We start from the raw sequence: 13,425 nt of genomic DNA on the forward strand, positions 1-13,425 counted from the left end.
CAGTGTGCCAACCGCCCGGGGCAGCCCGCGGGTCATGCGGCCGGTGTGCCGACCGCCCGGACGAACTCCCGGACGATCTCCTCGCCCGCCAGGACTCCGGCCGTGCTCAGCGCCGTCACCGTGGGGGCGGTCCAGCCCGCGTCGGCCAGCTCGCCGTGCCCCGGCTGCCAGGCCCGGTCGGCCGCGAGCAGCAGGTCGGCGTCGAGCAGGGAGTCGCCGGCGGCGAGGGTGGTGGCCGCTCCGGTGCGGCGGGCGACCTCGCGCATCGCGGCGCTCTTGGTGAGCGGGCGCGGGACGGCGTAGATCTTGCGGCCCTGGAGGGAGACCGTCCAGCCGCGGGCCTCCGCCCACTCCGTCAGGGCCTTCAGCCACTCGTCGGGCACCAGCGCCCGCTCGACGACCAGGTACGCGAAGAGGTCCTCGGCCAGGCGCGCCTTGCGCAGCCACACCGGGTCGGACACGGCCAGCAGGTGCTGGTGCACCTCCTCCAGAGGGGCGCACTCCGCCGCGAGTCGTCCGGCCACCGCGCGCCGCCAGTCCCGGTCCGGGACCCCGTCCACCAGCAGCTGGCCGCCGTTCGCGCAGATGGCGTACCGAGCCGGGGGGCCGGGGAAGCGGATCCGCTGGTACTGCTTGCGGGTGCGGGTGGTGGTGGGGACGAAGACCGCCGCCGGGTCGGCGGCCAGTTCCGCGAGCAGCGCCGCCGCCGTTTCCGTCATGTAGGACAGCGGCTTGCCCTCGTGCACCTCGACGCACAGCAGCCGGGGGGCCTCCGGGTCCGGCATGGTCAGGGCCAGGGCGGCCGACGAGTAGATGAGCGTACGGTCGAGGTCACTGGCTACGAGGACGGTCTCTTGGCGGGTCACTGGGAGGCCACTGCCTTTCCGTCGGCGCCCGTGGCGCCGCGCGTGAAGCGGGGGTGGATGAGTCCTACACAGGTGTACGGAAGGCCGTCGACCTCCTCGACCGGTACCCCGCGCTGCTCGGCGAGCAGGCGTACGTGGTCCAGGTCGGAGCCGGCCCCGCGCTGGGCCAGGATCTTCCACGGCACGCGGCGCAGCAGCACCCGCGTCGTCTCCCCGACGCCGGGCTTGACGAGGTTCACGTCGTGGATCCCGTACTCCTCGCTGATCCGCTCCACCGCCGCCCAGCCCACCCAGGTCGGGGTGCGGTCGGCGGCGAGGAGCTCCTTCACCTCGGCGGCGACCGCGTCCGCGACCTCGTCGAAGCGGGCGGCGACGGTGTCGACGAAGGCGGCGGAGACATCGGCTCCGGCCAGCTCCCGGTAGAACTTCGCGCCGTGGAAGTCCTGGGGGCCGACCAGGTCGGACCTGAGCACCGTACGCGAGACGAGTCCGGAAACGGTGGAGTTGAGGCAGGCGGAGGGGATCAGGAAGTCCTCGCGGGTGCCGTACGTCTTGACGCAGGAGCCGGGGTCGGCGAGGACGACGATCTCCGGGTCGAAGCCCGGGCCCCCTTCTTCCGGCTGATGGGCGGCGAGGGCCTCGCGCAGCTCGCGGGTGATGGCGCCCTTGCCGGTCCAGCCGTCGACGAAGACGACGTCGGCGGGGTCGTGGTGGGCGGCGAGCCAGCGCAGGGCGTTGGCGTCGATGCCCCGGCCGCGGACGATGGAGACGGCGTAGTGCGGCAGGTCCAGCCCGTGCCGGGCGCGGGCCCAGCGGCGCATCAGTACGCCGACGGGCGTGCCGGCGCGGGCCAGGGAGACCAGTACGGGTGAGGGGGAGCGCTCGGCGAGCACGGTCTCGGTGACGGTGCCGACGGCGCGGGCGATCCGGACGGCCGAGGCGTCGAGCGCGCTGCGGTAGAGCTCCTGGTACTGCGGCGAGGGCTGGTACTCGACGGGCAGGGACTCGGCGTAGTGGGCGCCGCCCGCCTGTATGGCCTCCTCGCGTTCCTCGGTCGGGGCCTCCAGCCGGACGTCCGAGAGGTCCTGGAGGAGCCAGCCGACGTCCTCGGGGGCGTACGAGGAGAAGGCCGGCCCCCGCAGCGGTTCGGGCAGCGGCGGCTCGGTCACGGTCGGCTCCTGCCGGTCTTCGGGTGTGTAGGACGGGACGACGGCCAGGACGACCCGGCCGGTGTGCGGGGCGAGCCGGGCCAGCAGCCCGGCGTGCAGCTCGGGGGTGTCCCCGGCGGAGTCGACGACGGCGACGACGGTGTCGAAGCCGGCACCGGCGACGTTGTAGGCGTAGCGGTCGCCGGGCCCGTCGGCGGGGACGTCGTGCGCGGGGAAGACCAGCCGGGTGCGGATGGCGTAGCCGGGGTCGTCGACGGCGAGGACGGGCGAGCGGGTGGTGGTGGAGAACCGCACCTCGCGGGCCGTCCCGGATTCCTCCAGGGCCCGCGCGAGGCGCAGCGGCGCGTACATCAGCTCCTCGTTGCCGAGTACGAGGACCCTTCCGGGCTCCGCGCCCAGCGCGTCGGCGAGCCGGGCGGCCATGGCGGGCAGGGCGGCCTCCAGCGCCTCGCGGTGGGCGGCGGTGAAGCCGTGGCGGCCGCCGTCCGGCAGCCCGGCGGGCCAGCCGAGCAACACCCGGGTGGCCGGACGCGCCGCGCGGGACGCGCCGGCGGCGAAGGCACCGCCGGTGACCTCGCCGCCTGTGGCCTCGCCGACCTCGCCGCCTGCGGCCACGGCGTCCCCCGCCTCGTACTCCTCGACCAGTGCCCGCCCCTTCTCCAGCACCCCGTCCGGGAGGGAGACCGTCCCGCTGGCCAGGGCGATCAGGTCCACGCGCGCGCCCAGCTCGGCGGCGAAGGCGGTGAGCCGGTCGCGGTCGGCGGCGGAGCGCATGTCCACGAGGGCGACGACCACGTAGTGCGCGCGCGGGTGGCGGGCGTGGAGGTCGCGGATGGTGTTCAGGACCGTGTTGCCGGTGGAGAACTCGTCGTCGACGAGGACCAGCGGGCCGTCCCCCGCCAGCAGCGCGGGGTCCTCGGGCAGCAGGAGGTGCGAGGTGGCGTGCGAGTGGGCCTCCTCGAACCCGCCGGCGGGCCGCATCCCGGGCACCGGGCGGCGCGTGGAGTGCAGGTAGGGGGCGGGTCCCAGGCCGTCGGCGACGCAGTGGCCGAGTCCGGTGGCGGTCTCCGCGTAGCCGAGGACCACCGCGTCGGCGGCGGAGTCGCCGAGCAGCTCGCGGACCCGGACGCCGAGCCCGTGGCCGGCCGCGTACACGGCTTCGGGCGACTGGGGGACGTGCTTGCCCAGCACCTGCGAGACCAGCAGGTGGGCCCGCTTCGGGTTGCGCCGCAGTGCCAGCCCCAGCAGCTCCTTCAGCTCGGGCGACGCGCCGCCGCCGGCTCCGCTGAGGTCCACGCCCAGCCGCTCGGCCACCCAGGTTCCCGACCACAGCGTGTCGATCGTCTTGCCCTTCCTCGTCATCGCCGGCCCGCTCACACCTGGAGTCCGGCCGTCAGGAGGTCGACGAAGCCGACCTCCTCCTTCGCCACACCGAAGACCTCGGCGCGCAGCATGGTGCGCTCGGCCCAGGCCCGGTGGGGCTTCACCTCGTTCATCTTGTTCGTATAGGCGGAGCGCATCACTCCGCCGCCGCCGCGCTCGGGGCGCAGGATGTCCTGGGCGTCGCTGAACTCCTCGTGGGAGACCACCGACAGCGCGTGCACCGGCGTGACGTGGGCCGGGTGGATGCAGGTCTTGCCGAGCAGCCCGTTGGCCCGGTCGAGCTCGATCTCGCGGAGCAGGCCGTCCAGGTCGTGTTCGATCAGGGCGGTGCGCAGTTCCTCGACGCCCTCCTCCAGGAAGGGGCTGCGGCGCAGCTGCGGCTTGAAGAGGCGCTGCTGGCTGCGGAAGTACTCCCAGACGGGGCCGGTGACGGTGAAGCCGGTGCCGTCGGCGCGGCTGAGGACGTTGACCACGTCGGCGATGACGCCGGCGACGATCTGGACGTCGTAGGCGGTCATGTCGGGGGTGCGGCGCAGTCCGTACACGGAGCAGAAGTCGGTGACGCCCAGGCGCAGGGCGAGGACCCGCTCGCGGTGGCGGTTGACGGTGCGCTTGATGCCGGCGAGGGCCTCGACGCGGGTCTCCAGGTGGAGGAGGTCGGGGGTCTCCAGGACCGGCATGGCGTACAGGCGGGGCAGTCCGGCGGCGGCCTCGGCGTGGGCGACTGCGTCGAGGAAGGCCGTTCCGCGGCTTTCGGTGAACTTCGGTAGTACGAATCCGGCCAGGTTCCGGACGTGGCCGCCGAGCCGCCGGACGAGGTCGGGTATCTGCTCGGGGGTGCGCACGCGGATGAAGAGGAGCGGGAGCCCCGCGGGGCCGGGGCCGTCGGCGTCGAGGGCCGCGAACTGCCGGACGAGGTTCTCCTCGCCGTCCACGACCTCGGCGTCGCTGATGGAATCCTCCAGGCAGAGGACCATGGAGACGACGCCCCGGCCGGCCTGCTTGCGGATGTCGTCGGCCAGCCTGGGCCGGATGGCCGGGCTGTAGAGGGTGGCTCCGAGCGCGGCCGCCAGGGTGCGGGCCGGGGAGGCCAGGTCGAACTCCGCCGGCTCCTGGTGGAAGAGGTCCCTGCGGACGGTGGGCGATATGTGCCCGAAGTGACGCATGTGCTTCCCCCGTACTGCCTCGGCGGCCCAACTGGCGTGGCCGGTAATAGTACGTACGAACGCGAGTCAAGAGTTCCTCAAGCACATGAAGTTCAGGTAACCCTCTTGCACCATGCCCAGCTCTCGCGTTCGGGACAAGGCCCTACGGGGGGCCGCATTGTCCCGGTCGGGCCCGGGAGGGCAGGATGACGGGCATGACGCACGCGATGCAGAAGGGCTCCAACATCCCGGTGACCGCCACGGCGGTCCGGGCGGTGCTGCGCTGGACCACCGGACCCGAGGTGCCGGACGTGGACGCCTCCGCGCTGCTCGTGGGAGCGGACGGGCGCGTGCGCTCGGACGAGGACTTCGTGTTCTACAACCAGCCCCGGCACCCCTCGGGGTCCGTGTGGCGGCTGGGCAAGAAGCAGGTGGGTGACGGGGTCACCGACGCGGTCCAGGCGGACCTGCGGGTGGTGCCGCCGACCGTGGACCGGGTCCTGGTGGTGGCCTCCGCCGAGGACGTGCCCTTCGAGCAGGTCCGCGACCTGCGGATCCAGCTGTACGACGCCACTCCGGGCGGCGCTCCCGAGCCGCTGGCCCACTTCGACGTCCGCCCGGAGACCGGCGCCGAGACGGCGCTGATCTGCGGGGAGCTGTACCGCCGGGGCGAGGGGTGGAAGTTCCGCGCACTGGGCGAGGGCTACTCCGACGGCCTGGTGGGGCTGGCCACCGACCACGGGATCTCCGTCGACGAGAACGCCGCCGAGGCGGCCGCCTCCGCCCCGGAGCCGGCCCCGGCCGCCGCCGTCGCCCCCGGGGGCGACCAGACCGCCGCGATGCGCCCGCCGGCGGCGGCTCCGGTCACCCAGGCCCCGCCGGCCGCCCAGCCCGCCTACGGGTACCCGCAGCCGGTGTCCCCGGTCCCGGTGCCGGCTCCGGGCGGGGACCCGTCGTTCCGGCTGCCGGTGCAGGGTCCGCAGTTCATCCGCCGCTGACGGGGCGGGGGCCCGCCCGGCCCCCGCCGGCCCCTTCCCTGCCCGTGCCCGGCCCCCGACCGGGGACCACACCCGGCTTCAGGCCTTGGTGCTCTTGTAGCCCCGGCCCCACTGGAGCCCCCAGCCGTACAGCCGGTCCAGCTCGGCCTGGAACCCGTACACGAACTTCACCTCGCGGCGCACGACCAGCTCGCCCTTGACCTTCTCCACGGACAGGACCGCGCAGGAGCGGGCCTGCGGGTGCCGCTCGTCCAGCGGGATCTCGATCCTGGGCCCGGCGGTCGGGTACAGGGTGACCAGGGCGTGGGTCCGGTCGAAGGCCGGGGTCTGGTCGTAGATGTAGACGAAGACCAGCAGCCGTTTGATCTCGTCGGCGTGGTCGAGGTTGATGTAGAGGGTCTCCCCCGAGGCCGAGCCGAACCGGTCGTCCCCGCTGAGCTTCACGTACGGCGGGTCGTTGAGGTCCCCGAGCAGGTTGCCCAGGGGCTGTACGGCGCCCCGGGTACCGTCGGTCAGCTCGTAGAGGCAGCCCATGTCCAGGTCCACGTTGACCATGCCCTGGGTGTGGGCCTGCACCATGTCGGGTTTGAAGAGTTTGAACGGGTGCCGGAAGAGCTGCCCGCTCTGGCCGGAGCGGCCGCCGAAGTCGGAGGTGCGCATCCGCCAGGAGAGGTTCACGCGCAGGTTGCCGTGAACGGCCTGCTGTTTGGTGAGCGACACCGTGGGCTGCCGCTTGGTGAGCTCGATGGCGTTCGACGAGGCGTTGCCCGAGTCGAAGCCCATGGCGCGAGCGCCCCTGATCCCGTCGAAGAACCCCATGTTCCAACCCCCCAGGTCGGTCCGTGCAGCGGAGAATGCGGCGGGGCGGCCGCGCGGTCCAGTGGATCCGCGCGGCCGCCCCGTCGTTACCGGAAGCGTTCCGCAATCAGGGCCGGGTCACACCCCGGCTCCGACCTCCGCGGGGCTGTCGCCGCCCTCGGCCTCCAGCCGCTTGTTGCGGCGTACGGAGGACCAGAAGGACCAGGCGATGAGAACGACGCCGACGAGGCCGGTGATGACCTCGTTGATCTCGTACTGGATGGTGACGAGCAGGATCACGGCGAGGGCGCCGATCGCGTAGTGCGCGCCGTGCTCCAGGTAGACGTAGTCGTCGAGGGTGCCCTGGCGGACCAGGTAGACCGTGAGCGACCGGACGTACATGGCACCGATGCCGAGGCCGAGGGCCATCAGCACGATGTCGTTGGTGATGGCGAAGGCGCCGATGACGCCGTCGAAGGAGAAGGAGGCGTCGAGCACCTCCAGGTAGAGGAACATGAAGAACGCGGCCTTGCCGGCCATGGCGACGGCCGAGACGGGCTTGCCGCTCTTCTTGGCCGCTTCCTCCGCCTCGTGCTCGGCCTCTTCCTCTTCTTCGAGCTTGTTCTCGAAGTAGCCGGAGAGACCACCGACGATCATGTAGGTGATCAGGCCGAGGACACCGGAGACCAGGACGGTCTGCGCCTTGTCCACGTGGGTGCCGCCGTGCTGGTGGGCGTTGGCGGCGAAGGTCATCGAGGTGATGACCAGGACGATCAGCGCGATGCACGCCGACAGCATGTCGATCTTGCCGAGCTTGGCGAGCGGGCGCTCCAGCCAGGCGAGCCACTTGATGTCGCGGTCCTCGAAGATGAAGTCGAGGAAGATCATCAGCAGGAACATGCCACCGAAGGCGGCGATGGACGGGTGGGCGTCCGTCACCAGCTGCTTGTACATCTCCTTGTCGGTCATCGCCAGGTCGACGGCCTCGATGGGCCCGATCTTGGCGCTGATCGCCACGATGACGACGGGGAAGACCAGGCGCATGCCGAACACGGCGATCAGGACGCCGACCGTGAGGAAGATCTTCTGCCAGAAGGCGTTCATCTTCTTCAGGATTCCGGCGTTGACCACCGCATTGTCGAAGGACAGCGAGATTTCGAGGATCGACAGGATCGCCACGATCCCAAAAGCGGTCCACCCCCCGTAGAACACCGCTGCGACCAGACCGAGCGCAGTGACTGCGAACGACCAGCCGAAGGTTTTGAGAACCACTGGCACCCCATCGTCTTGTACGGCTTTACGAAACGTTGACCCCGAAGTCTAGAGCGATGCCCCGCAGCCCCGACGCGTACCCCTGCCCTACCGCACGGAACTTCCATTCGCCCCCGTACCGGTAGACCTCGCCGAAGATCATCGCGGTCTCGCTGGAGGCGTCCTCGGTCAGGTCGTAGCGGGCGAGTTCCTGGTCGTCGGCCATGTTCACCACGCGGATGAAGGCGTTGCTCACCTGGCCGAAGCTCTGCCGGCGGGAATCCGCCTCGTGGATCGAGACCGGGAAGACGATCTTGTCGACCTGGGCGGGGACCTTCGTGAGGTCGATGATGATCGACTCGTCGTCGCCTTCACCCTCGCCGGTGAGGTTGTCCCCGGTGTGTTCGACGGAGCCCTCGGGGCTCTTGAGGTTGTTGTAGAAGACGAAGTACTCGTCCCCCAGCACCCGGCCGCTATTGCACAGCAGTGCGCTGGCGTCGAGGTCGAAGTCCGCCCCCGTGGTCGAGCGCGCGTCCCATCCGAGACCGATCAGAACCCGGGTGAGGTTCGGTGCGGCCTTGGACAGGGAGACGTTGCCCCCCTTGGCGAGTGTGACGCCCATGATGTGGTCCTCCCCGGACGACGTGGTGATGGTGGCCGAGCCACCCGCTCATGGTGGCAAAGCCGGTCCGGCGCCGTACACAGGGGTGCACGGCGCCGGACGGTCGAACTGCTCTGGGGTTTCGGCTCAGACGTTGACGCCGAAGTCCTGCGCGATGCCGCGCAGGCCCGAGGCATAGCCCTGGCCGATGGCGCGGAACTTCCACTCCGCGCCGTTGCGGTACAGCTCGCCGAAGACCATGGCGGTCTCGGTCGAGGCGTCCTCGGAGAGGTCGTAGCGGGCGAGCTCGGTGTTGTCGGCCTGGTTCACGACGCGGATGTAGGCGTTGCGGACCTGGCCGAAGCTCTGCTGGCGGCTCTCGGCCTCGTAGATCGAGACGGGGAAGACGATCTTGGCGACATCGCCCGGGACGCCGGCGAGGTTGACCTTGATGGCCTCGTCGTCGCCCTCGCCCTCACCGGTGGTGTTGTCACCGGTGTGCTCGACCGACCCGTCCGGGCTCTTCAGGTTGTTGAAGAACACGAAGTTCGAGTCGTTGGCCACCTTGCCCTGGTCGTTGGTCAGGATCGCGCTGGCGTCGAGGTCGAAGTCGACACCGGTGGTGGTGCGAGCGTCCCAGCCCAGACCGACGATGACCGCCGTCAGGTTAGGCGCGGCCTTGGTCAGCGAGACGTTGCCGCCCTTGCTGAGGCTGACTCCCACGGGTCCTCCATTGGTGTTCGTTGGGGCGGGGCCCCGTCGTGCGTTGCTACCGGATCAACGGTTCGATCCTAGTGACGGGTTCCCGCCCACAGGCGGTTTTCGTGCGGAAGCCGCCGACGGGTCCGCGGCCCGGGGCCGGGCCGGGCCCGGCCGGGAGCCCTCGGGGCCGTCTCAGAGGCTGTCGAGGGCCTTGATGTACTCGTTCAGGTCGCGCGCGTCGGGCAGGCCGTTGACGACGGTCCAGCGCACGATGCCGTCCTTGTCGATGACGAAGGTGCCGCGGACCGCGCAGCCCTTGTCCTCGTCGAAGACGCCGTAGGCGCGGGAGGTCTCGCCGTGCGGCCAGAAGTCGGACAGCAGCGGGTACTCCAGGCCCTCCTGCTCCGCGAAGACGCGCAGGGTCGGGACCGAGTCGTTGGAGACGGCCAGCAGCTGCACGTCGTCGTTCTGGAAGCGGGGCAGCTGGTCGCGCAGCTCGCACAGCTCGCCCGTGCAGACGCCGGTGAAGGCGAAGGGGTAGAAGAGCAGCACCACGGCCTTCTCGCCGCGGAAGTCGGAGAGCCTCACGGTGGCGCCGTGGTTGTCCTTGAGCTCGAAGTCCGGGGCCTTGTGTCCGACCTCGATCGCCATCTCTCGCATCCCTTCGTTTCCTGTGTCCCCGCACGGGGCCGTTCGGGTGAGACCCACCCTACGGCCCGCCCCCGCGGACCGGACCGGACCGGCACGCCGCAAGCGCACCCCCGCCGCAAGCGCACCCCGCGCCGGCGCGCACCGGCCCCGGAACGCGCACACCCCGCCGGCCGGGGGGTCCCGGTCGGCGGGGTGTGCTTTCCGCTTGGCTGCGGGGCGCAGATCAGCGCTTGGACTTGGCTGACTTCGGCGTCACCAGCTTGGTGGAGGTCCACTCCTTGCCGACGGGCCCGCCCTTGGCGAGCGACAGGCCGGCCGTCTCGGCGGCCTCGCTGATGTCGCTGGCCACGACGTAGCCGTCACGGCCCGTCTTGGGGGTCAGCAGCAGGATCAGTGCGCCGTCCTCGACCATCTCGGTCGCGTCGACCAGGGCGTCCGTCAGATCGCCGTCCTCGTCACGGAACCACAACAGCACCGCGTCGGCGCCCTCGTCGTAGTCCTCGTCGACGAGCTCGCTGACGAGGCTCTCGACGACGTCACGGAATTCCTGATCGACGTCCTCGTCGTAGCCGATCTCCTGGACCACCTGTTCGGACTGGAAACCCAGCCGGGCGGCCAGGCTCTCCGCGTGGTCCGCGGTCGCGCTCACGGGGTGCCTCCTGCTCATGTTCGGTGAATGTCTTTCGGCGGCGCGCGTACGCGCAGCATTGGGCGTAGTCCACACGGGCGCGGCGGATCGCGCAAGTACCCGGCCGCCGAGACCGTCGAAACGGTGACGTTTACGGCCGTCTCGCCGCAACTTTCAGGCTTCCCCGGTGGACCACCGGTGATTCATCCCACACCATTCCAGCTCATTCGGCATCGCATGAGGACTTTCCTACCTGTTTGAGGGACGAACGTCCTTACGAACCCGCTGATCGACTTGGGCGTATGGTTGCGATTTGGCGCGGCACCGGCCGAGGCACACCGGCCCGCTCCTTCGCCGCTCCAGGTGTTACCCAGTGGTAGAGGTGAAGATTTCGGCCGGGCGTAAGACCATGGGAGGCGGCGACCCAGGGCACGACTCCCCCGACAGCGAAGGAACAGCGTGGCTTCCGCATCCGATCGCAACCCGATCATCATTGGCGGTCTCCCGAGCCAGGTCCCGGACTTCGATCCGGAGGAGACGAAGGAGTGGCTCGACTCCCTTGACGCCGCCGTCGACGAGCGGGGCCGCGAGCGCGCCCGCTACCTGATGCTGCGGCTGATCGAGCGGGCCCGCGAGAAGCGCGTGGCCGTGCCGGAGATGCGCAGCACGGACTACGTCAACACCATCGCCACCAAGGACGAGCCGTTCTTCCCCGGAAACGAGGAGATCGAGCGCAAGGTCCTGAACGCCACCCGCTGGAACGCCGCGGTCATGGTCTCCCGCGCCCAGCGCCCCGGGATCGGCGTCGGCGGCCACATCGCCACGTTCGCCTCCTCCGCCTCCCTCTACGACGTGGGCTTCAACCACTTCTTCCGGGGCAAGGACGAGGGCGACGGCGGCGACCAGATCTTCTTCCAGGGCCACGCCTCCCCCGGCATCTACGCCCGCGCCTACCTCCTGGACCGGCTTACCGAGCAGCAGCTCGACTCGTTCCGGCAGGAGAAGTCGAAGGCCCCGTACGGCCTGTCGAGCTACCCGCACCCGCGCCTGATGCCGGACTTCTGGGAGTTCCCGACGGTCTCGATGGGCCTCGGCCCGCTGGGCGCCATCTACCAGGCGCGGATGAACCGGTACATGGAGGCGCGCGGGATCGCGGACACCTCCAAGTCCCACGTTTGGGCGTACCTCGGCGACGGCGAGATGGACGAGCCGGAGTCGCTCGGCCAGCTCTCGCTGGCCGCGCGCGAGGGCCTGGACAACCTGACCTTCGTCGTGAACTGCAACCTCCAGCGCCTCGACGGCCCGGTGCGCGGCAACGGCAAGATCATCCAGGAGCTGGAGTCGATCTTCCGCGGGGCCGGGTGGAACGTCATCAAGCTGATCTGGGACCGCTCCTGGGACCCGCTGCTGGCGCAGGACCGCGACGGCATCCTGGTCAACAAGATGAACTCCACCCCCGACGGGCAGTTCCAGACGTACGCCACCGAGTCGGGCGCGTACATCCGCGAGCACTTCTTCGGCGGTGACCAGCGGCTGCGCGCGATGGTCGAGAACATGACCGACCAGCAGATCCAGCACCTGGGCCGCGGCGGCCACGACCACAAGAAGGTCTACGCCGCGTACGCGGCGGCCAAGGCCCACAAGGGCCAGCCGACGGTGATCCTGGCGCAGACGGTCAAGGGCTGGACGCTCGGCCCGAACTTCGAGGGCCGCAACGCCACGCACCAGATGAAGAAGCTGACGGTCGACGACCTCAAGCGCTTCCGCGACCGCCTGCACATCCCGGTCACGGACGCCCAGCTGGAGAGCGGCGCGCCGCCGTACTACCACCCGGGCCGCAACTCGCCCGAGATCCAGTACATGCACGACCAGCGCAGCGCGCACGGCGGCTACGTGCCGACCCGCGTGGTGCGCGCCAAGCCGCTGCAGCTGCCGGACGACAAGGCGTACGCGACCGCCAAGAAGGGCTCCGGCCAGCAGTCGATCGCCACCACGATGGCCTTCGTCCGCATCCTGAAGGACCTGATGCGGGACAAGGAGATCGGCAGGCGCTTCGTGCTGATCGCGCCGGACGAGTACCGCACCTTCGGCATGGACGCCTTCTTCCCGAGCGCCAAGATCTACAACCCGCTGGGGCAGCAGTACGAGGCGGTCGACCGCGACCTGCTCCTCGCGTACAAGGAGTCCCCGACCGGCCAGATGCTGCACGACGGCATCTCGGAGGCGGGCTGCACGGCCTCGCTGATCGCCGCGGGTTCGGCGTACGCGACGCACGGCGAGCCGCTGATCCCGGTCTACGTCTTCTACTCGATGTTCGGTTTCCAGCGCACCGGTGACCAGTTCTGGCAGATGGCCGACCAGCTGGCGCGCGGCTTCGTCCTGGGCGCGACCGCCGGCCGGACCACCCTGACGGGTGAGGGCCTGCAGCACGCCGACGGTCACTCCCTGCTGCTGGCGTCGACGAACCCGGGCTGTGTCGCGTACGACCCGGCCTACGGCTACGAGATCGCGCACATCGTCAAGGACGGTCTGCGGCGGATGTACGGCCCCGACGCCGAAGACGTCTTCTACTACCTGACGGTCTACAACGAGCCGATCCAGCACCCGGCCGAGCCGGCGGGCGTCGACGTGGACGGCATCCTCAAGGGCATCCACCGGGTCTCGCAGGGCACCGAGGGCGCCGTCGGCGCGCAGATCATGGCCTCGGGCGTGGCGGTGCCGTGGGCGCTGGAGGCCCAGCGGATCCTGGCGGCCGAGTGGAACGTCCGGGCGGACGTCTGGTCGGCGACCTCCTGGAACGAGCTGCGCCGCGAGGCCGTCGAGGTGGAGGAGCACAACCTGCTCCACCCTGAGGAGGAGCAGCGCGTCCCGTACGTGACGCGGAAGCTGTCGGGCGCGGAGGGGCCGTTCGTGGCGGTCTCGGACTGGATGCGCGCGGTGCCGGACCAGATCTCGCGCTGGGTGCCGGGTACGTACACCTCGCTGGGCGCGGACGGCTTCGGCTTCGCGGACACGCGCGGCGCGGCGCGGCGCTTCTTCCACATCGACGCGCAGTCGGTGGTCCTGGCGGTGCTCACCGAGCTGGCCCGTGAGGGCAAGGTGGACCGCTCGGTGCTGAAGCAGGCCGTCGACCGGTACCAGCTGCTGGACGTGGCGGCCGCCGACCCGGGCGCGGCGGGCGGCGACGCGTAGCGGCCACTCTTCCGAGGGGGCGTTGGGACACGTGTCCCAGC

At 70.7% G+C, this 13,425-nt stretch carries 11 protein-coding genes; 2 read left to right on the forward strand and 9 right to left on the reverse strand.

Going from position 1 to position 13,425, the window contains the following annotated elements; all coding sequences use genetic code 11:
- Nucleotides 1-32: 32 nt before the first annotated feature.
- From ACZ518_RS18365 to ACZ518_RS18375, 3 genes are read right to left on the reverse strand one after another with little or no spacing between them, the layout of a single operon-like run.
- Complete coding sequence (locus ACZ518_RS18365) at nucleotides 33-866, reverse strand: HAD family hydrolase (RefSeq protein ID WP_469114045.1); 834 nt, start codon at nucleotides 864-866, stop codon at nucleotides 33-35.
- Nucleotides 863-3,397, reverse strand: a complete 2,535-nt coding sequence (locus ACZ518_RS18370; protein WP_469114046.1) for a phosphoribosyltransferase — start codon at nucleotides 3,395-3,397, stop codon at nucleotides 863-865. The genes ACZ518_RS18365 and ACZ518_RS18370 overlap by 4 nt, the downstream gene beginning before the upstream one ends.
- A gap of 11 nt (nucleotides 3,398-3,408) precedes the next feature.
- Nucleotides 3,409-4,584, reverse strand: coding sequence for an HpcH/HpaI aldolase/citrate lyase family protein (locus tag ACZ518_RS18375; RefSeq protein ID WP_469114047.1), 1,176 nt, complete (start codon nucleotides 4,582-4,584; stop codon nucleotides 3,409-3,411).
- Between the two features lie 194 nt (nucleotides 4,585-4,778).
- Here ACZ518_RS18375 and ACZ518_RS18380 point away from each other — a divergent pair, with 194 nt between their 5' ends.
- Nucleotides 4,779-5,561, forward strand: coding sequence for a TerD family protein (locus tag ACZ518_RS18380; protein WP_469114048.1), 783 nt, complete (start codon nucleotides 4,779-4,781; stop codon nucleotides 5,559-5,561).
- 78 nt (nucleotides 5,562-5,639) lie between these two features.
- On the opposite strand, the gene ACZ518_RS18385 is transcribed toward ACZ518_RS18380, so the two are convergent.
- The 6 genes from ACZ518_RS18385 to ACZ518_RS18410 all read right to left on the reverse strand — a co-directional run bounded on the left by ACZ518_RS18385 (nucleotide 5,640) and on the right by ACZ518_RS18410 (nucleotide 10,213).
- On the reverse strand, nucleotides 5,640-6,380 hold the full coding sequence (locus ACZ518_RS18385; RefSeq protein WP_469114049.1) for a TerD family protein: 741 nt from the start codon (nucleotides 6,378-6,380) through the stop codon (nucleotides 5,640-5,642).
- Between the two features lie 117 nt (nucleotides 6,381-6,497).
- Entirely contained in the window at nucleotides 6,498-7,631 is a 1,134-nt protein-coding gene (locus tag ACZ518_RS18390; RefSeq protein WP_042800857.1) for a DUF475 domain-containing protein, read from the reverse strand.
- Between the two features lie 25 nt (nucleotides 7,632-7,656).
- Complete coding sequence (locus ACZ518_RS18395; RefSeq protein WP_362461002.1) at nucleotides 7,657-8,232, reverse strand: TerD family protein; 576 nt, start codon at nucleotides 8,230-8,232, stop codon at nucleotides 7,657-7,659.
- Nucleotides 8,233-8,358: 126 nt separating this feature from the next.
- The gene (locus tag ACZ518_RS18400) at nucleotides 8,359-8,934 is read right to left on the reverse strand and encodes a TerD family protein (protein ID WP_385769365.1); all 576 of its coding nucleotides are present in this window, start codon (nucleotides 8,932-8,934) and stop codon (nucleotides 8,359-8,361) included.
- A 171-nt stretch (nucleotides 8,935-9,105) separates the two neighbouring features.
- On the reverse strand, nucleotides 9,106-9,564 hold the full coding sequence (locus ACZ518_RS18405) for a peroxiredoxin (RefSeq protein WP_007263894.1): 459 nt from the start codon (nucleotides 9,562-9,564) through the stop codon (nucleotides 9,106-9,108).
- 223 nt (nucleotides 9,565-9,787) lie between these two features.
- Nucleotides 9,788-10,213, reverse strand: a complete 426-nt coding sequence (locus tag ACZ518_RS18410) for a DUF3052 domain-containing protein (protein WP_469114050.1) — start codon at nucleotides 10,211-10,213, stop codon at nucleotides 9,788-9,790.
- A gap of 438 nt (nucleotides 10,214-10,651) precedes the next feature.
- Between ACZ518_RS18410 and aceE the strand changes: the two genes are divergently transcribed.
- A complete protein-coding gene (gene aceE, locus ACZ518_RS18415) occupies nucleotides 10,652-13,384 on the forward strand; it encodes a pyruvate dehydrogenase (acetyl-transferring), homodimeric type (RefSeq protein WP_469114051.1) in 2,733 nt (910 codons plus the stop codon).
- Nucleotides 13,385-13,425: the final 41 nt, after the last annotated feature.

The sequence above is a fragment of the Streptomyces sp. NPDC033966 genome, from assembly GCF_055575955.1.